This window comes from Achromobacter pestifer (genome assembly GCF_013267355.1).
GTDB lineage: Bacteria > Pseudomonadota > Gammaproteobacteria > Burkholderiales > Burkholderiaceae_B > Achromobacter > Achromobacter pestifer_A.
On sequence record NZ_CP053985.1, the window covers coordinates 5,703,141 to 5,719,539 of the forward strand.

The following is a 16,399-nucleotide window of genomic DNA, read 5'->3' on the forward strand; positions in this document are numbered from 1 at the left end:
CTAGGGCGCCATGCGAGCGTCGCGCCGCACCGCCTGGGGCGGCATGCCGAAGCCGCGCAGGAAGGCCTCGCGCAGATGGCGCCGGTCGCGAAAGCCGGTTTCCCTGGCCACCACTTCCAGCGGATGCCGGCTGCTTTCTATCATGAGGCGCGCAGCTTCGAGCCGCAGCCCTTCGATGGCCCTGGCGGGCGATTGGCCGGTCTCGGCCGTGAATACGCGGCTGAACTGGCGCGGGCTCAGGCTGGCGGCCTGGGCCAGATCCTCCACGCTCAGCGGCTGGGCGAGGTTGCGCCGGGCATGGTCCAGCGCCTGCTGGATGCGGTCGGACTTGGGCGCGAGCCTGAGCATTTCCGAGTGCTGCGATTGCCCGCCGGAACGGCGCTGATGCATGACCAGCCGGTGTGCCACCGCGCGCGCGAGTTCCGCGCCCAGGTCTTTCTCAACCAGCGCCAAGGCCAGGTCCATTTCCGCCGTCATGCCGGCGGAGGTCCACGCTGGTCCGTCGGCGATATAGATGCGGTCGACCTCGACCTGCACGCGCGGATGGCGCTGCTGCAAGGCGTCGGCCCAATGCCAGTGCGTGGTGGCGCGCCGTCCGTCCAGCAGGCCGGCGTCGGCCAGCAGGAACGCGCCGGTGCACAAGCCGGCGACGCGGCGCGAGCGGGGCGCGAGCTTTTCCAGCAGCCGCGGTAGTTCGGGCGCCACGGGCCTGGCAAGGGGCGAAAGGACGCCGGTCACCAGCCAGGTGTCGGCCTGGCTGCGGGCGGTGAGCGGGCGGGCCTGCACCGTCAGGCCCGCCGAGGCGCGCACCGCCCCGTCCAGGGCGTAGCTATCCACGGCATAGAAGGGCTCGCGCGCCACCACGTTGGCGAGTTCGAACACGGCCTGCGTGCCCAGGCCGATGATCTGGAAGCCTTCGGGAAGTATGTAGCCGATGCGGTGCATTGGGGGCGTCCTTGCCGGGATCGGGCCCGGCGAATGTCCTGCGTTCATGTCCTGATTAATGACTATATACGTCATTTACGCCATGAGCTGCAAGCTGCAACATGGATCCCATCGCAATCACCTCTTCTGGAGTTTCACCATGGCACAAACCCAATCCGGCACCGCCCTCGTCACGGGCGCATCCAGCGGCATCGGCGCGCTGTACGCGGAGAAACTCGCGCAGCAGGGCTACGACCTGATCCTGGTCGCCCGCAATCGCGAGCGCCTGAACGCCCTGGCCAGCGGCATCAGCACCCGCAGCGGCCGCGCGGTGGAGGTGTTGGCGGCGGATCTGGGCGACCGCGTTTCGCTAGCGCGCGTCGAAGACCTGCTGCGCCAGGACGCCAGCATCACCTTGCTGGTGAACAACGCCGGCATCGGCACGCACACGCCACTGCTGCAAAGCGACGTGGAGCAGATGACGCGCATGGTCGACCTGAATGTCACCGCGCCGATGCGGCTGACCTACGCGGCGGTTCCGGGCTTTGTGGCGCGTGGGCGAGGCGCCATCATCAACATCGCTTCCGTCGTGGCGCTGGCGCCCGAGATCTTGAACGGCGTCTATGGTGGCAGCAAAGCCTTCGTGCTGGCGTTCAGCCAGTCGCTGCAACAGGAGCTGGCCGCGACCGGCGTGCAGGTCCAGGCGGTATTGCCCGGCGCGACGGCCACGGACTTCTGGGCCATCGGCGGCCGCCCGGTGGAAACGCTGGATCAACGCATCGTGATGCGCGCGGAAGATCTGGTGGACGCCGCCTTGCTGGGCTTCGCGCGCGGCGAGAAGGTCACGATTCCCTCGCTACATGCCGCCGAGGAGTGGGATGCCTATGAAGCCGCGCGCCGGACCATGGCGCCCCATCTGTCCAGCAACACCGTTGCGCAGCGCTACGCGACGGCGGCCTGAACCATGGACACCACCATCTCAGCCGCGGCGCCGGGCAGTGCGGCGCCTGTGCGCCTGACCGGACGCCTGTTGGCCGTGCTTGCGGGCCTGGCGGCCTTGGGCGCGCTGTCCACCAACATCATCCTGCCGGCATTTCCCAGCATGGCGTCCGAGCTGGGCGTGGACACCCGCGATATGGGCCTGGTGCTGTCGAGCTTTTTCCTGGCCTTCGCCAGCGGGCAATTGTTCGTCGGACCGGTGTCGGACCGCTGGGGGCGGCGCGCTCCGGTGCTGGGCGGACTGGCCTTGTTCATCGCCGGCAGCCTGGTCTGCGTGTGGGCGCCAACCTTGCCGCTGCTGGTGGCGGGCAGGGTGGTGCAAGCGCTGGGCGTATGCGCGGCCTCGGTGCTGTCGCGGGCCATCGCGCGGGATCTGTTCGAAGGCGACGCGCTGTCGCGTACCCTGGCCTTGACCATGGTGGCCATGGCCGCCGCGCCGGGCTTTTCGCCGCTGTTGGGCAGCGCGATGGAGTACGGGCCGGGCTGGCGCGCCAGCTTTGCGCTGGTCGCGGCGCTGGGGCTTGTTCTGGCGCTGGCCTATGTGGCGACGGTGGGGGAGACGCATCCAGCCGACCGGCGCGCGGCGGCGACGCCGACTGCCGTGCTGCGCGGTTATGCGGGCCTGGCGCGGGATGGCCGGTTCATCGGTCCGGCGCTGGCGGTGAGCGTGGTGATTGGCGGCCTGTACGCTTTCTTCGCGGCCACGCCGGCCATGCTCATGGGGCGCATCGGCCTGAGCGCGCTGCAACTGGGGCTGTTCTTCGCATGCACGGTGTTCGTGGTCTTTGCCGCCGGCATGCTGGCGCCGCGCCTGGCCCGCCGCTTCAGCGCGGCCGGGGTGGCCAGATCCGGCTGCGCGGTGGCGCTGGCCGGCGCGTTGACGATGCTGGCAGGCGGCGAGGACAGCGGCCTGGCGCAATTCACGGCCGCCGCCGTGCTGTACCTGTTCGGCATGGGGCTGGTCAATCCGCTGGGCACGGCGATGGCGCTGGGACCGTTCAGCAGGCAGGCCGGGCTGGCGTCTTCGCTGCTCGGCTGCCTGCAGATGGCTTGCGCGGGCGGCATGACGGCGCTGGCCAGCCTGGCGGGCGGCAGCCCTGCGCTGACGCTGGGCGCGGTACTGGGGGGCGCCTCGGTGTTTGCATGCGCTGCGCTGATGGCGGGCAGGCATCAGCGGTAGTAACTTCCTTACTTTCGACAACCTGTACAGAGGACACACGCAATGTTGCGCGCCCCGGAAACCATAGAAAGTCTCTTCGAACGCCAGCGCGGCACGCTGCCCGACACCTTCGGCGTGAGGCCGTTGTCCATCGGCGAGGGCCGCATGTCCATGGAAATGACCGTGGCGCCCTGGATGATGGCGCCCAACGGCTATCTGCACGCAGCCTCGCAGGTGATGCTGGCCGATACCTGCGCCGGCTACGCCACCCTGGCGCATCTGCCTGAAGGGGCAAAGGGCTTCACCACGCTGGAGCTGAAATCGAACTTCCTGGGCACCGCGAAGGAAGGCGTGCTGACCGTCGAGGCGGTGGCGGAACATATGGGCCGCACGACCCAAGTCTGGTCGGCGACCGTGGTCGACGCAAGCGGCCGCAAGCTGTCGCTGTTCCGTTGTTCGCAGATCATCCTCTGGTGAGCGCGCGGCCCGGAGATGGGCCTCAATGGTAGAACCCGCAAGCCATTCCAGTCCTTTCGTCCGTTTCTCAGACGGATTCCGCCTTGGTTCCCGCGAGTGCCCTGGATAAGCTGCAACGTCGGCTTTCAGGGCCGGCGGCCGTGGCCGCGAAGGACGCTATTCATCTCATCGGCTACGTCCGGCGCTGTTGGCATCCCCTGAAGCTGTGGTTGGGTTGTCTATTGACAACCTATTTGAATGTCTTCATACTGGATACCAATGATGGCTCGTCCGTCCCATCCCAAGAAAGAGGTAGAGGCAGCACTCCGCCACGCCGAAGAAAACGGTTGGCGCGTGGAAGTCGGCGGCAGCCACGCCTGGGGTCGGATCTATTGCCCGAGCAATGTTGCGGAATGCCGTTGCGGCGAATTCTGCATCACCAGCGTCTGGAGCACGCCGAAGAACCCCGGCAACCATGCGCGCGCCTTGCGGCGTGTCGTGAACCACTGTACTGCGCACCGCGACTTGCCTGAGGCAGGCCGCGGCATCTGGGAGTAGCGCGATGGAATACACCTTTACCTTGAAGTACCAGCTTGCCGAAGGCCATCAGGACATGGATGCGCTGGTCGAGCGCCTGGGCGCGGCCGGTTGCGACGACGCCCTGATCGGCACCGGACTGCCGGGGCGCTTCGCGCTGGAGTTCACCCGCGAGGCCGGCAGCGCGGAAGCCGCCGTACGCTCGGCGCTTGAGGACGTCAGGCGTGCGGCGCCATCCGCGAAACTGATCGAGGCCGCGCCTGATCTGGTGGGCCTGACCGACGTGGCCGAAATCGTGGGTGTCTCTCGCCAGAACATGCGCAAGCTGATGCTGGCTTATCCGGACAGCTTTCCGCTGCCGGTCCACGAGGGCAGCACATCGATCTGGCATCTGGCGGACGTGCTGGCGTGGCTGCAGGCCAAGGGCGGCTATCCGCAGGCAGAGCGTGTGATGGACGTGGCGCGCGTGGCCTTGCAGGTCAACGCAGCGAAAGAAGGGCAGCGCGTGTCGCGTTCCGCCTCCAAGGCGCTGGAAGCGCTGGTGGGATGACGCTCCCGCCTAGCGGGGCGCGCTGGCCCGCGCCAGCGTCCTGATTTCGTCCAGGAATCGCACGGCGGGCCCCGGCAATATTCCTTCGCGCCGGTGGTACGCCGAAAAACTGCGCTCATGGTCCAGGCCGTCGACCCGCAGTTCGCGGATCAGCCCAGCTTTGAGTTCGGCGCCGTACATGGGCCGGGTCAGCCAGCTGACAAAGCCGGAGTACGCGACCAGGCTCTTGATCAGGGGAATCGACGTGCTGGAAACCGCGATGACCGGCGCGGGCAGGCCCCGGGCCTTGAACAGCGACATGAGCCGGTTATGCGGCTCGGTGCGTGGCGGCACGAAACACCAGCGTTCCGCCAGCAGCGCTTCCATGGTCGCCGAGGCGCCGCCGTATGGCGGATGGCCGGCGCCGACGACCACATTCATGTTTTCCTGCCAAGCGCAATTCCTGGCGGAAACAATGCTGGCCGTCTCGGGCGCCTCGGGGGCGATCACCAGGTCGACCTGGTAGTTTTCCAGGGCCGTGGCCAACTCGTCCCAGATGCCTTCGACGACATCGATGGCGATGCCGGGCCATTTTTCCAGGAATGTCTCCAGCGCCTTGGGGATGAACAGGGCAGACGCGCCCGCCGTGACACCCAGGCGCAGGGCGCCGGTGGCCAGGCCGCGCATGCGGTTCATCTCATCGCGCGCGATCTTTTCTTCACGGCATAGCAGTTGCGCATGCGGCGCCAGGGCCTTGCCGTAAGCCGTCAGGCGCATGCCGCCGGAATGCCGCTCGAACAGCGGTTCGCCGACAGCGGCTTCAAGGCGCTTGATGATGCGGCTCAGGGCGGGTTGCGTCAGGCTCATCCTGTCCGCTGCCTTGCCCAGCGAACCTTCGTCGAGCACGGCAAGGAATGCTCGCAGTTCGTTGAGGTTGTAGGTCATGCCGAACTGTAATGACTTTGGCGTTAATAAACAATTTTCAGGAATGAGCTGCGGCCTCACACTCTCGCCATCCGATACCGCTCGCCCTGCCGTCTGGCAACGTCCAGGGCGCGCGGCCATACACTCATGGAGAGTAGCGACATGCGAAAACGTCTATTCCTGAAAGCGCTGTTTGCATTGGCGGCCGGCTCGGGCGCGGCGGCCTGTTGGGCCCAGGCCAGCGACAAGCCCATCGAGTGGGTCCACCCCTATCCGGTGGGCGGAGGCTCGGACGCCATCGCGCGCAAGCTGGCGGAAAGCGTGGGCGCGCAGATGGGGCGCAGCTTCTTCGTCAGCAACAAGCCGGGCGGGGCCACGAACATCGCCGCGGCCTATGTGGCCAACGCCCGGGCCAATGGCAACATCGTCTTCACGGGCGACTTCGCCACCCTGGCTGCCAATCCGCATCTGTTCGCCAATCTGCCTTATGACAGCGCCAGGGACTTCGTTGCGGCCGGCCTGTATGCCCGCTATCCAATACTGCTGGTGGTCTCCAGCAAGGTGCCGGCCAGCAATCTGAACGAGTTCCTGCAATGGGCGCGCGACCATCCCGACAGCGCCAATTTCGCCAGTTCCGGCGTGGGCTCTCCCCAGCACCTGGCCGCCGAACTGTTCCGTGAGCGGACCGGCCTGAAGATGACGCACGTCGCCTACCGGGGCGGCGCGCCGGCGGTGACGGACCTGATGGCAGGCTCGGTATCCTTCGCCTTGATGGACGCGTCCACCGTGGTGCCGCAGATGAAGACGGGCAGGCTCAAGGTGCTGGGCGTGGCCAGCCCCCAGCGCATGAAGAATTTCCCGGACATCCCCACGCTGCACGAACAGGGCCTGAAGGACTTTGAGGCGTTCGCGTGGCAGGGCATGCTGGTTCCCGCGGGTACTCCCCGCGCAACCGTGGACGCGTTGAACCAGGGGCTGGCGGCCGCGCTGAAGACACGGGCGGTCATCGAGTTCTACGCCAATATCGCGGTCGAACCCTGGTTCAGTTCGCCGGAAGAGATGGCCAGCTTCGTCGCGGGCGAGAACAGCCGCTGGGGCAAGATCATCCGCGAACGCGGCATCAGCTTGCAATAGGCGCCGCATGCTGTTGACGATGGAGGATTACCGGAGCCGGGCCAGGAAGGTCCTGCCCCGTTTCGTGTTCGAGTTCGTGGACGGGGGCGCGGAGCACGAAAGCTGCTTGCAGGCCAACCGGGACGACTTCGAGCGGATCCGGCTGACGCCGCGCGTGCTCAGGGATACCCGCGAAGTCGACGCTTCGGTTGAAGTGTACGGATCGACCTGGCGGCAGCCGTTTGCGCTGGCGCCCACCGGCCTGAATGGCGTGGTCCGCCCAGGCGGCGACGGCATGTTGGCACGGGCGGCGGCGGAAATGGGGGTGCCGTTTGTCCTGTCGACGGCCTCTAACCAGCGGGCCGAGGAAGTGCGCGCCATCGCCGGCGGCGGCGAGCAATGGTTGCAGCTATATGTGATGCAGGACCGCCGGCTGGCCGAGCAGCTCGTGCGCCGGGCGCGGACGGCGGGCTATCGCGCGCTGGTGCTGACGGCCGACGTCCCGGTCGGCGGCAGGCGCTGGCGCGACGTGCGCAATGGCTTTTCCATGCCTTTCCGGGTTACGCCCAGGATCGCCTGGGACGTGGCGCGGCGGCCCGGGTGGGCGCTGCGCATGCTGAGCGGCGGGTCGCCGCGCTTCGTGAACCTGGCCGAACAGCCCGGCGAGTCCCTGTCGATGGAAGTGCAGGCGTCCCTGCTTGCCCGCAGCATGGACCGTTCATTGACCTGGGACAGCCTGCGCTGGCTGCGCAGCCTGTGGGGCGGCCCCTTGCTGCTGAAAGGCGTGCTGCATCGCGAGGATGCCGTCCTGGCGGCGCGGCATGGCGTGGATGGCCTCATCGTGTCCAACCATGGCGGCCGCCAACTGGACGCCGCGCCCTCGTCGATCAGCGTGCTGCCCGGGATCGTCGACGCGGTCGCCGGCCGCATTCCGGTATTCCTGGACAGCGGCGTGCGCAGCGGCGCGGACATCGTCCGCGCGCAGGCGCTGGGCGCGCGCGCCGTTTTCATCGGCCGGCCTGCGCTGTACGGTCTGGCTTGCGGCGGCGCGCGGGGAGTGGCCGACGTGATGCGTTTGCTGGCGGAAGACTACGAGCGCACCATGATCCTGTCGGGATCGGCGAGCGCCCGCCAAGCCCGCGCGTCCTGGGAGCCGGCGGGCCAGCCCGTTCAGTCGATCGGATAGGCCTCGCCCTCCAGGCCATAGCGCGTAAAGAACTGCCCGAATGACGGCATGGCGGCAATGTCCATCGTGAGCCCGGCGGTGTCCAGCACTATGGTGGCCACCGTGGCCGAGCGTCCGCCCGTCAGCGTGCCGCGCGGAGGGCGGCAGACGGAGTAGGGCGTGGCCCAGTCGTCGGCCAGGGCGCGCCGCACGTCCGCCACCGTGATCCGGGGGCCGCAGGCGTCCAGCAGCTGGCGCACGCGCCAGGCCCGGTAGTAGGTGTCCACGGCATTCTTCAGGCCCGCTTCGCGCAGCTTGCCCAGCGCCACTTCGCTCATGAAATGGTTGGAATGGGTCAGGAGGCCGTCCTGCGGCAGCACCGTGAAGCTTTCGTCGGGCGCGCATTCGAAGTCGATCACCCAGCCGTTCTGGCTGACGATCATGTTGCTGGAGCAGGCCTTGGGCGTGGCGGCGATCAGCTGCATGGCGATGGCGACGTGCTGCTGGCTGAGCACCGCGCGCCGCACGCTGCTCAGCGGCACGCCGGACTGCGTGTAGTCGCGGTCGCTGCTGAGATAGTTGCCGGTCAGGCCGATGCCGGCCGAGTTGAAGCCGTGCCGCGCCAGGCCGCCGGCCTCCACCAGCGTGAGGAAGGTGACGCCGTTTTCCAGGGTGGCGCGCAGCACGATGGTGCTGTCGCAGGCGTCGGGCTCCCAGTCCCAATTGTGGGCATGGATCAGCGTGCCTGTCGCGCTGCGCCCGGGCATGACCAGGGCGGCGGTGCATTCGCCCTCGGCGGGGTCCAGATTGCCCATCTTGGCCAGCAGCCGCGCCTTGGCGATGACTTCGGTGCGGGCGTTGATCAAGGCCACGTCGTCGAACGCGCAGCCCGCGCCTTGCGCGATGCCGCGCATTTCTTCGGTATGCATGGGGTCGAACTTCTGGATCTGGTCGGCGAATTCCTTTATCAGGGCAGCCTGCGCGGCCACGGGAGTGCCGATCTTGTCGAGTTCGCCGCGATAGTGCCGCGCGCTGTGGGCAATGCGTTCGGGTACGGCGCGGCCGTATTGCACGCCGCGTTCAAAGGGGGCGCCGGAGATCGAGACTAGGGGAAACGGGGCGTATTTCATGGGAGCATCAAATGGGGGAGACGGAGGTTCAGGAGGCGGCGCGGCCGCTCAGGTCCAGCAGCAGGGCATCGCCGTTGACGCGCAGATCCGCGCCCAGCGCGGCGGATGCGCGGATCAGCAGGTCGCGTTCTTGCGCCACGTCGGATGCGGCCACGAACACGGTCTGGTTGCTGTCGTTGCGCTGCACGAAACGGAACTGCATGGCGGCGGGACGCCTGTCGCGGATGTCGACGCGGACCGTCATGCCGGTCCACTCCGTATGCGCGTCCGCCTGGTGGGCGACCTGGAAGGAGAAATTGCCGCTGCCATAAAGAATGGGCCTGCCTCGATGCAGTTCGAGCGGCAGGATCATGTGGGGGCCATGCCCCAGCACGATGTCGGCGCCAGCCTCGACGGCCGTATGCGCGTACTCGCGCTGATACTGCAGCACTTCACGCCGGTAGCCCCAGTGCAGCGAGGCGATCACGACGTCCGCCTGTTCCCGCAGCGCCGCGACGTCGGCCCGGAATTGCGCGAGCGACTCCGGGTCGGCCCAGGTCAGCACTTCGGGCGGCACGCCGGGGCGTGTGCGCGCCGCCTGCATTTCCAGCCGCGGACGGTAGGCGGTATGGCCGCGGATGATCGCGACGCCGGCATGATGCGCGGTGGCTTCATGGTTGTCCGGCCAGTACACGGCGGTGCGCTGCAGGAAGCCGTAGCGCACGCCGTCGCGCACTTCGATCAGCGGAGCGCGGGCCGCGGCCGCGTTGGCGCCGGCGCCCACGCTGGACAGGGAAGCGCCCCGCAAGGCGGCTAGCGACGACAGCACCGCTTCATGGCCGATATTGACGTTGTTGGCGTTGCCCACCGCTTGCAGGCCGGCGTCGCGCAGGACCTGCGCATGCCGGGGCGAGGTATAGAAACCGCGCCGCTCCCGGGCCTGCTCGGGCAGGTCGTACAGGCAGCATTCCAGGTTGGCGAACACCAGGTCCGCTTGCCGCAGCGGCTGGCTGACGTGGTCGAACAGGCCGCGGGCGTCTGCCACGCCCTTGAGGTTGATATCGCCCAGCAGATACAGGGTTTGATTCATGGTGGCGTTCCTAGTCGGCCTTCGAGACTTCCCAGAGCAGCGGCGCGCCGAAGATCGACGATTCGAAACCCTGGACATTCTTGCGGTATGCGCCCGTGCTCAAGGTATTGAACAGGGGAATGATGGGGACCTGCTCCAGCATCAGCCGGTGCAGTTGATCCAGCAAGGCCTGCCGTTCGGCGGGCGCCGTGGCGTTGGTGGCCTTTTCCAGCAGCGCGCGGGCAGCGGGGTCGTCCCACAGCTTGCGCGGCTGGGAACTCTTGTCGCCGGTCACGGCCTCGAAGTTCAGGGCGGGGTCCATGCGGCTGGAGTACGAGAACGACATCATCTGGTAATTGCCCTTCTGCCACTTGTCCTGCTGGGCGCCCCATTCCAGCACCTCGATGTCGGCGTTGATGCCGGCCTGCTGCAGCATGGCCTGGGTGATCACGGCGGCGTCGTAGTTTGGCAGGTTGCGCTTGTTGGTCGAAATGACGATTTTCTCGCCTTTGTAGCCAGCCTTGGCGAGCAGCGCCTTGGCGCGCGCCAGGTCGTAGACGTAACCCTGCTTTTCGGCTTCGCCGTAGTAGGGCGAGGCCACGGGGACGAGCGAGTTGTTGGGCTCGGTCAGGCCGTAGGTCACGCCGGCCACCAGTTCCTTGTAGTTCAGCGCCGCGGCGATGGCCTGGCGCAGATAGGGATTGGACAGCAGCTTGTCGCGCGTCTGGATCGTCAGCGTGGTAGGCGCCAACTGGGGCGAGACATTGGTGCTGATGGACTTGTTCTGCGCCAATTCGGCGACCTCGGAATACGGCACCTTGGACATCACGTCGATGGCGCCGCTGGCCAGGGCGGTCTTGGCTGTCGCCGGGTCGGAGATGACGACGAAGCGTACTTCGTCGACCAGTGGACGCTTGGATCCCACATAGCCGTCGGGCTTGCCCGGCCGGTTGGCGTAGTTCTCGAAGCGCGTCAGGCTCACGTATTCGCGGCGGCGCCACTCCGCGAAGCGGAAGGGGCCGGTGCCTATGGGCTTGTCCCAGGTGCCGTCGGGCTTGACCGAGTCGCGATGGGTGATGGCGGTCATGCCGCAGTCGCTGCGCGCCAGCGAATCGAGGAACAGCGGCGCCGCCCGGTTCAGCTTGAACACGACGGTGGCGGGATCGGTGGCGGTGGCGCTTTCCACTTTCAGGCCGATGCGGCCATCGAAGTCGGTCAGGCAGCGCCAGCCCGTCTTGGGATCCATGTAGCGGTTCCAGCTCCAGACCACGTCGTCCGCGGTCAGGGGCGCGCCGTTGTGGAAGGTCACGCCCTGGCGCAGGTGGAAGGTGTAGGTCTTGCCGTCTTCGGATATGTCGATCTTGTCGGCCAGCAAGGGGGCGGGCTGGCCCTTCGCGTTGTAGCCGACCAGGCCTTCGACCACGTGCAGGATCACCCCATCGGTATTGGCGTCGCGGTTGACGCCAGGATCGCTGCTGCGGATATCCGCGTCCTGGTGGGCGCGCAGCACGGTGGCGCCCATCGCAGGCGCGACGGCCGTCAGGAGGGCGGCCAGGGCGGTGTACGCATACAGAGGTCGTTTCATGATGGATCCTTGTTGTGGGCGGCTTGCAGCCAGAAGACGTTCAGAGGGAAGGGGACGATCCGCGTTCCACCGAGTAGCGGGCGTAGGAGGCGCCCTGCCAGGGCATGCGTGCGACTTCCAGCACCCCGGCAGCGGGCTCCATGATCAGCGTCGCGGTGGTGCACGATGCATAGCCCTGGGCGCTGACGCGCCCCGGCCGGCAGACGGAAAAGGGAGTGGCGTGGGTATCGGCGAAAGCGGCCTTGAGATCCTGCACGCCAAGCTTGCCGCCCGCGGCCGACAGGCGCTGGCGCACGCGCTGATCGCGATAGAGGCTTTCCGGCGAGCTGGCGATGCCTGTCTCCTTCAGCTTGCCGAGCGCCACGGGACTGATCCAATGGTTGGCGTGGACCAGCAGGCCATCCTCGGGATAGACCAGGAAGGTCTCGTCAGGCGCGCATTCCAGGCTCAGCGCCAGGCCCAGCCGGGTGCCCAGGATCAGGTTGCACGAACACGCCTTGGGCGTGCCGGTGACGATTTGCAGGGCCAGGGCGTAGTGCTCCTGCTCCAGCGCCTTGCGGCGCACCAGCGGCAGGGGCACGCCGTCCTGCTGATAGTCGCGGCTGGAGGACATGCCGTTGCCGTTCAGGGTCAGCCCGGCCGAGTTCATGCCATAGCGCGCCAGGCCGCCGGCTTCGACGAAGGTCAGCACGTCGGGGCCGTCGTCGCGCAGCACGCGCAGGATGATGATGGTGTCGGCGCAGTCCTGGCGGTTGTCCCAGTTCTGGCCTTGCAGGAAATTGCCGTTGGCGCTGCGCGCGGGCAGGATGGCGGCGCCGGTGCATTCGTCGCTTGCCGGCGCGGCAGAGCCGGCAAGCTGCGCGCGCCGGGCTTGGGCGACGATTTCGGTGCGGGCGTTGATCATCAGCACGTCTTCGAAGGAAACGCTGGCGCCCTCGGCGATGCCGCGCATCTCGTCCAGGTAGGCGGGTTCGAAATCCTCGACGGCGCGCGAGAAGTTCGCGATGAGCCGCCGCAGGTCCGCGGGCGAGTACCGCAGCTGCTGCAGCGCGCGGGCGTAGATCTCGGCGCTGCGCCGCACGCGCGCGGCGGCCAGGCGTCCGTGCCGCAGTCCGCGCTGGTAGGGCGTGCCGGCCACCTCGACCAGCGGAAAGTAGGCTTGCGCTTCCATGTCTGTTCCTATGCGCGCGGGGCTGCGGGCGTCATTGATCGAACCGCCATTTCAGGCGCACGCCGCCGGTGTCGTTGGCCTCCAGGGCCGGAATGGCCGACAGCAGCTTGCGCGTGTAGGGATGCTGGGGCGCGTCGAAGATCTGGTCGCGCGGACCCTGTTCGACGATCTGGCCGTCCTGCATCACGACCACACGGTCCGCCACCTGCTCGACCACGCCCAGGTCGTGGCTGATGAACAGACAGGAGAAGCCGTGGCGTTGCTGCAATTCGGCAAACAGCTTGAGTACCTGCGCACGCACCGTGACGTCCAGCGCCGAAACCGGCTCGTCGGCGATCACGAAGGCGGGGCGCCGCACGATGGCGCGGGCGATCGCTACGCGCTGGCGCTGGCCGCCGGACAATTCATGCGGATAGCGCCTGGCGTACTCCGGGCCCAGTCCGACCTCGGCCAGCACGGACTGGACGCGTTCGGCCTTCTGCGCCGCCGTCATGCCGTCCACCTGGCGCAAGCCCTCGGCCGTGAGTTCACCGACCGTCATGCGCGGATTCAGGGAGGAATAGGGATCCTGGAACACCATCTGGCAGTTCAGGCGGTAGTCGTTCCAGGCGGCGCCCGCCTGCGCGATCGGCTTGCCGCGGAAGTAGATGCCGCCGTCCGTGGGGGCCAGCAAGCCGGCGATGGCCCGGCCCAGCGTGGTCTTGCCGGAACCCGATCCGCCGACCACCGCCACCACCTCGCGCGGCCGGATCTGCAGGTCTATGCCGTGCAGGGCGCGCTTGGCCTGGGTACGGCCGAACAGCCGCTGGCGGCCCGCGTAGTCCACCAGCAGCTGGCGCACGTCGACGATGGGCGCCTCGGGCGGAATGGGACGGGCGGGGCCGCGCATGGGCATGGCCGCCAGCAATTGCCGCGTATACGGATGCGCGGGACGGTCCAGGATCTGCTGGGTGGTGCCGGTTTCCACGATTTCGCCGTGGCGCATCACGATCATGCGCTCGGTGTACTTGGCCACCATGGGCAGGTCGTGGCTGATCATCAGCACGGCCGTGTTGCGGGCGCGGGTCAGCTCCAGCATCAGCTCCAGCACGTCGCGCTGCACCACGGCGTCCAGCGCGGTGGTCGGCTCGTCCGCCACCAGCAGGGCCGGTTCCAGCAGCATCACGGCGGCCAGCATCATGCGCTGGCGCATGCCGCCGGAGAATTCATGGGGCCAGGCGTCCAGCGCGGCCGCGGGGTCGCGCAGGCCGACGCGCGCCAGCATGGCCAGTATCAGCTGCTTGCGGGCGGCTCCCGACAGATCCTTGCGGTGCAGCGCCAGTCCTTCGTCGAGCTGGCGGCCGATCTTCATGGAAGGGTTGAGCGAGGTCATCGGCTCCTGGAACACCATGCCGATGCGCGCCCCGCGCAGCTTGCGCAAGGCGGCAGGGCTGGCGTCGGTCAGCGACTTGCCTTCGAAGGTGATGGAGCCGGCCGCGCGCACCAGCGGCGGCGGCGTCAGGCCCAGCAGCGCACGCGCCGCCTGGGTCTTGCCGCTGCCCGATTCGCCGACGATGCCGACCAGTTCCCCAGGCTTGATGGAGAAGCTGACCCGCTTGACGATTTCCCGGCCGCCCGCGCCCACCGTCAACGTCAGGCCGTTGACCTCTGCCAGCGTCGCGCCGGCGTCCATGTTCTTGGTCGTCATGTCATTCACCCGTGCGCATGCGCGGATCCAGGCGGTCGCGCACGGCGTCGCCCAGCAAGTTGATGCCCAGCAGCGTCAGCGAAATGCAGATGCCGGGGAAGATGCTCAGATACGTCGCTTGCGCCATGAACGGACGGGCCGAGGCCAGCATGTTGCCCCAGGTGGGCGCGGGCGGCGGCACGCCCAGGCCCAGGAAAGACAGGGCGCTCTCGGCCAGGATGACCCAGCCGAACATGGACGTCGCCAGCACCGTCAGCGGCGCCACGCAATTGGGCAGCACGTGGCGGAACATGGTGTAGAGCTCGGAGTTGCCCAGCACGCGCGAGGATTCGATGAACTCCTTCTCGCGCAGCGACAGCACCGTGCCGCGCACGATGCGCGTCACCGACGGCGTGTAGGCCAGGCCCAGCGCCAGGATGATGCCGTACTTGTTGGCGCCTACTACTGCCAGCAGGCCCAGCGCCAGCAGCAGGCCGGGAAAGGCCAGCAGCGCATTGTTGAAGGCCATGATGATGCGGTCGGTCCAGCCCCGCACAAAACCGGTCAACACGCCGATGGCGGTGCCCAGCACGATGGAGAACGAGACGGTCAGCAGGCTGATCCAGACGCTGGTCGAGGCGCCCACCATCAAGCGGCTGAGCACGTCGCGGCCGAACTCATCGGTGCCCAGCCAGAACTGGGCGCTTGGCGGCTTGAGCCGGGACGCGAAGCTGATGCCCAGCGGGTCGCGCGGGGTCCAGACGGCGCCGATGAGGGCCGCGCCCACGACGATCGCGATGATGACCCCGCCTATGGCCGCGTTGGCGGGCAGGCGGCGGCGCCGGGGCTTTACGGGATTGATGGCTGTAGTCAGTTGCATGGCGGTTTACTCCGCTCCAACGCGGGGATCGAAGGCGGGATAGAGCAGGTCGACGAACAGGTTGACCAGCACGTAGATGACCGCGACGAACAGCAGGCAACCCTGGATCACCGGGTAGTCGCGGGCGAAGATGGAATCGACCAGCAGGCGGCCCAGGCCGGGTATGGTGAACACGGTCTCGACCACCGCGATGCCGCCCAGCAGGTTGCCGAGCACCAGCCCGATCAGGGTCCAGGTGGGGCCGAAGGAATTCTTGAATACGTGATGGGTCAGCACCGCACGCTCGCTCAAGCCCTTGGCGCGGGCATGGGTCACGTAATCCAGGCGCAGGACTTCCAGGGCGCTTGCGCGCGCCATGCGCATCAGCACGCCGATTTCATGCAGAAACAGTGTCAGGATGGGCATGGCCAGGTACAGCAGGCCCGCGACCGCGTCCTCCGACACCGACACGTAGCCCACGACCGGCAGCCATTCCAGCTTCAGTCCCAGCAGCAGCAACAGCAGCAGGCCCAGCCAGAAGGTGGGGATGGACACCAGCAGCGTGGCCATGCCGACCAGCGCGATGTCGGTGGCGCGGTTCTGGCGCCAGGCGGCGATGATGCCGGCCGGCACCGCGACCAGGGCGGCGGCCGCCACGGCGGCCAGCACGATGGGGGCGCTGACCAGGAAGCGGTCCCAGACCAGGGACAGCACCGCCTGGCCGGTGGTAATGGATTTCCCCAGGTCGCCCTGCAGCAGGTTGCCGAACCACAAGGCGAACTGCGCGGGCCAGGACAGGTCCAGGCCCATGCGCTGGCGCAGTTCTTCCAGGCTGGCGGGGTCGGCAAGGTCGCCCAGCAGCAATTGGGCCGGATCGCCCGGGATCATGCGGATCAGCACGAAAACGGCGACGGACACAATCAGCAGTGTCGGTATGGCCATTCCGATGCGCGAGAGTGCGAAGCGAAGCATAGGGGGCTCGTAGCTCACGTCCCGGCGCCTGCCGCGGCAGCGCGATGGTGACGATACGGTTGACGGGGCCGCTATGCCGGCTCGGCTGCGGGACGACGTAACTTTGACGTCCTGTCATAAAGAAGTAAAACTAAAATTACTTTGTGATATATAAAGTTCTTC

Annotated in this window: 16 protein-coding genes; 7 read left to right on the plus strand and 9 right to left on the minus strand. The window is 67.5% G+C overall.

What is annotated here, in order from left to right; all coding sequences use genetic code 11:
* Entirely contained in the window at positions 1-945 is a 945-nt protein-coding gene (locus FOC84_RS27005; protein ID WP_173147674.1) for a GlxA family transcriptional regulator, read from the minus strand.
* Between the two features lie 139 nt (positions 946-1,084).
* Here FOC84_RS27005 and FOC84_RS27010 point away from each other — a divergent pair, with 139 nt between their 5' ends.
* The 5 genes from FOC84_RS27010 to FOC84_RS27030 all read left to right on the plus strand — a co-directional run bounded on the left by FOC84_RS27010 (position 1,085) and on the right by FOC84_RS27030 (position 4,625).
* Complete coding sequence (locus FOC84_RS27010) at positions 1,085-1,885, plus strand: SDR family NAD(P)-dependent oxidoreductase (RefSeq protein WP_173147677.1); 801 nt, start codon at positions 1,085-1,087, stop codon at positions 1,883-1,885.
* A 3-nt stretch (positions 1,886-1,888) separates the two neighbouring features.
* A complete protein-coding gene (locus FOC84_RS27015) occupies positions 1,889-3,103 on the plus strand; it encodes a multidrug effflux MFS transporter (RefSeq protein ID WP_173147679.1) in 1,215 nt (404 codons plus the stop codon).
* Positions 3,104-3,145: 42 nt separating this feature from the next.
* A complete protein-coding gene (locus tag FOC84_RS27020) occupies positions 3,146-3,559 on the plus strand; it encodes a PaaI family thioesterase (RefSeq protein ID WP_173147681.1) in 414 nt (137 codons plus the stop codon).
* A 261-nt stretch (positions 3,560-3,820) separates the two neighbouring features.
* The gene (locus FOC84_RS27025) at positions 3,821-4,096 is read left to right on the plus strand and encodes a hypothetical protein (protein ID WP_173150430.1); all 276 of its coding nucleotides are present in this window, start codon (positions 3,821-3,823) and stop codon (positions 4,094-4,096) included.
* A gap of 4 nt (positions 4,097-4,100) precedes the next feature.
* Positions 4,101-4,625, plus strand: coding sequence for a helix-turn-helix transcriptional regulator (locus tag FOC84_RS27030; RefSeq protein WP_173147683.1), 525 nt, complete (start codon positions 4,101-4,103; stop codon positions 4,623-4,625).
* Between the two features lie 9 nt (positions 4,626-4,634).
* Here the strand turns inward: FOC84_RS27030 and FOC84_RS27035 are convergent, their stop codons facing one another.
* The gene (locus FOC84_RS27035) at positions 4,635-5,549 is read right to left on the minus strand and encodes a LysR family transcriptional regulator (RefSeq protein WP_173147685.1); all 915 of its coding nucleotides are present in this window, start codon (positions 5,547-5,549) and stop codon (positions 4,635-4,637) included.
* A 141-nt stretch (positions 5,550-5,690) separates the two neighbouring features.
* Between FOC84_RS27035 and FOC84_RS27040 the strand changes: the two genes are divergently transcribed.
* Together FOC84_RS27040 and FOC84_RS27045 are read left to right on the plus strand one after the other, a co-directional pair.
* Entirely contained in the window at positions 5,691-6,662 is a 972-nt protein-coding gene (locus FOC84_RS27040; RefSeq protein ID WP_173147687.1) for a Bug family tripartite tricarboxylate transporter substrate binding protein, read from the plus strand.
* A gap of 7 nt (positions 6,663-6,669) precedes the next feature.
* Positions 6,670-7,827: an alpha-hydroxy acid oxidase gene (locus tag FOC84_RS27045; protein ID WP_173147689.1), complete on the plus strand. Its 1,158-nt coding sequence runs from the start codon at positions 6,670-6,672 to the stop codon at positions 7,825-7,827.
* On the opposite strand, the gene FOC84_RS27050 is transcribed toward FOC84_RS27045, so the two are convergent.
* The 7 genes from FOC84_RS27050 to FOC84_RS27080 are packed head-to-tail and all read right to left on the minus strand — an operon-like array spanning position 7,812 to position 16,237.
* Positions 7,812-8,936, minus strand: a complete 1,125-nt coding sequence (locus tag FOC84_RS27050) for a C45 family autoproteolytic acyltransferase/hydolase (protein WP_173147691.1) — start codon at positions 8,934-8,936, stop codon at positions 7,812-7,814. The genes FOC84_RS27045 and FOC84_RS27050 overlap by 16 nt on opposite strands.
* Positions 8,937-8,964: 28 nt before the next feature.
* Positions 8,965-10,005, minus strand: a complete 1,041-nt coding sequence (locus tag FOC84_RS27055) for a CapA family protein (protein WP_173147693.1) — start codon at positions 10,003-10,005, stop codon at positions 8,965-8,967.
* A 10-nt stretch (positions 10,006-10,015) separates the two neighbouring features.
* Entirely contained in the window at positions 10,016-11,569 is a 1,554-nt protein-coding gene (locus FOC84_RS27060; protein ID WP_173147695.1) for an ABC transporter substrate-binding protein, read from the minus strand.
* 40 nt (positions 11,570-11,609) lie between these two features.
* Entirely contained in the window at positions 11,610-12,740 is a 1,131-nt protein-coding gene (locus tag FOC84_RS27065) for a C45 family autoproteolytic acyltransferase/hydolase (RefSeq protein WP_173147697.1), read from the minus strand.
* Between the two features lie 31 nt (positions 12,741-12,771).
* On the minus strand, positions 12,772-14,427 hold the full coding sequence (locus tag FOC84_RS27070) for an ABC transporter ATP-binding protein (protein WP_173147699.1): 1,656 nt from the start codon (positions 14,425-14,427) through the stop codon (positions 12,772-12,774).
* A gap of 1 nt (position 14,428) precedes the next feature.
* A complete protein-coding gene (locus FOC84_RS27075) occupies positions 14,429-15,286 on the minus strand; it encodes an ABC transporter permease (RefSeq protein WP_173147701.1) in 858 nt (285 codons plus the stop codon).
* Positions 15,287-15,292: 6 nt separating this feature from the next.
* Positions 15,293-16,237, minus strand: a complete 945-nt coding sequence (locus FOC84_RS27080; RefSeq protein ID WP_173147704.1) for an ABC transporter permease — start codon at positions 16,235-16,237, stop codon at positions 15,293-15,295.
* Positions 16,238-16,399 lie beyond the last annotated feature (162 nt).

Excerpts from the sequence above, each read along its gene's own strand:
- FOC84_RS27080 (WP_173147704.1), bottom strand. The coding sequence starts at position 16,237 with ATGCTTCGCTTCGCACTCTCGCGCATCGGAATGGCCATACCGACACTG.
- FOC84_RS27025 (WP_173150430.1), top strand. The coding sequence starts at position 3,821 with ATGGCTCGTCCGTCCCATCCCAAGAAAGAGGTAGAGGCAGCACTCCGC.
- FOC84_RS27020 (WP_173147681.1), top strand. The coding sequence starts at position 3,146 with ATGTTGCGCGCCCCGGAAACCATAGAAAGTCTCTTCGAACGCCAGCGC.
- FOC84_RS27050 (WP_173147691.1), bottom strand. The coding sequence starts at position 8,936 with ATGAAATACGCCCCGTTTCCCCTAGTCTCGATCTCCGGCGCCCCCTTT.
- FOC84_RS27065 (WP_173147697.1), bottom strand. The coding sequence starts at position 12,740 with ATGGAAGCGCAAGCCTACTTTCCGCTGGTCGAGGTGGCCGGCACGCCC.
- FOC84_RS27060 (WP_173147695.1), bottom strand. The coding sequence starts at position 11,569 with ATGAAACGACCTCTGTATGCGTACACCGCCCTGGCCGCCCTCCTGACG.
- FOC84_RS27035 (WP_173147685.1), bottom strand. The coding sequence starts at position 5,549 with ATGACCTACAACCTCAACGAACTGCGAGCATTCCTTGCCGTGCTCGAC.
- FOC84_RS27045 (WP_173147689.1), top strand. The coding sequence starts at position 6,670 with ATGCTGTTGACGATGGAGGATTACCGGAGCCGGGCCAGGAAGGTCCTG.
- FOC84_RS27005 (WP_173147674.1), bottom strand. The coding sequence starts at position 945 with ATGCACCGCATCGGCTACATACTTCCCGAAGGCTTCCAGATCATCGGC.
- FOC84_RS27070 (WP_173147699.1), bottom strand. The coding sequence starts at position 14,427 with ATGACGACCAAGAACATGGACGCCGGCGCGACGCTGGCAGAGGTCAAC.
- FOC84_RS27015 (WP_173147679.1), top strand. The coding sequence starts at position 1,889 with ATGGACACCACCATCTCAGCCGCGGCGCCGGGCAGTGCGGCGCCTGTG.
- FOC84_RS27030 (WP_173147683.1), top strand. The coding sequence starts at position 4,101 with ATGGAATACACCTTTACCTTGAAGTACCAGCTTGCCGAAGGCCATCAG.
- FOC84_RS27010 (WP_173147677.1), top strand. The coding sequence starts at position 1,085 with ATGGCACAAACCCAATCCGGCACCGCCCTCGTCACGGGCGCATCCAGC.
- FOC84_RS27040 (WP_173147687.1), top strand. The coding sequence starts at position 5,691 with ATGCGAAAACGTCTATTCCTGAAAGCGCTGTTTGCATTGGCGGCCGGC.
- FOC84_RS27055 (WP_173147693.1), bottom strand. The coding sequence starts at position 10,005 with ATGAATCAAACCCTGTATCTGCTGGGCGATATCAACCTCAAGGGCGTG.
- FOC84_RS27075 (WP_173147701.1), bottom strand. The coding sequence starts at position 15,286 with ATGCAACTGACTACAGCCATCAATCCCGTAAAGCCCCGGCGCCGCCGC.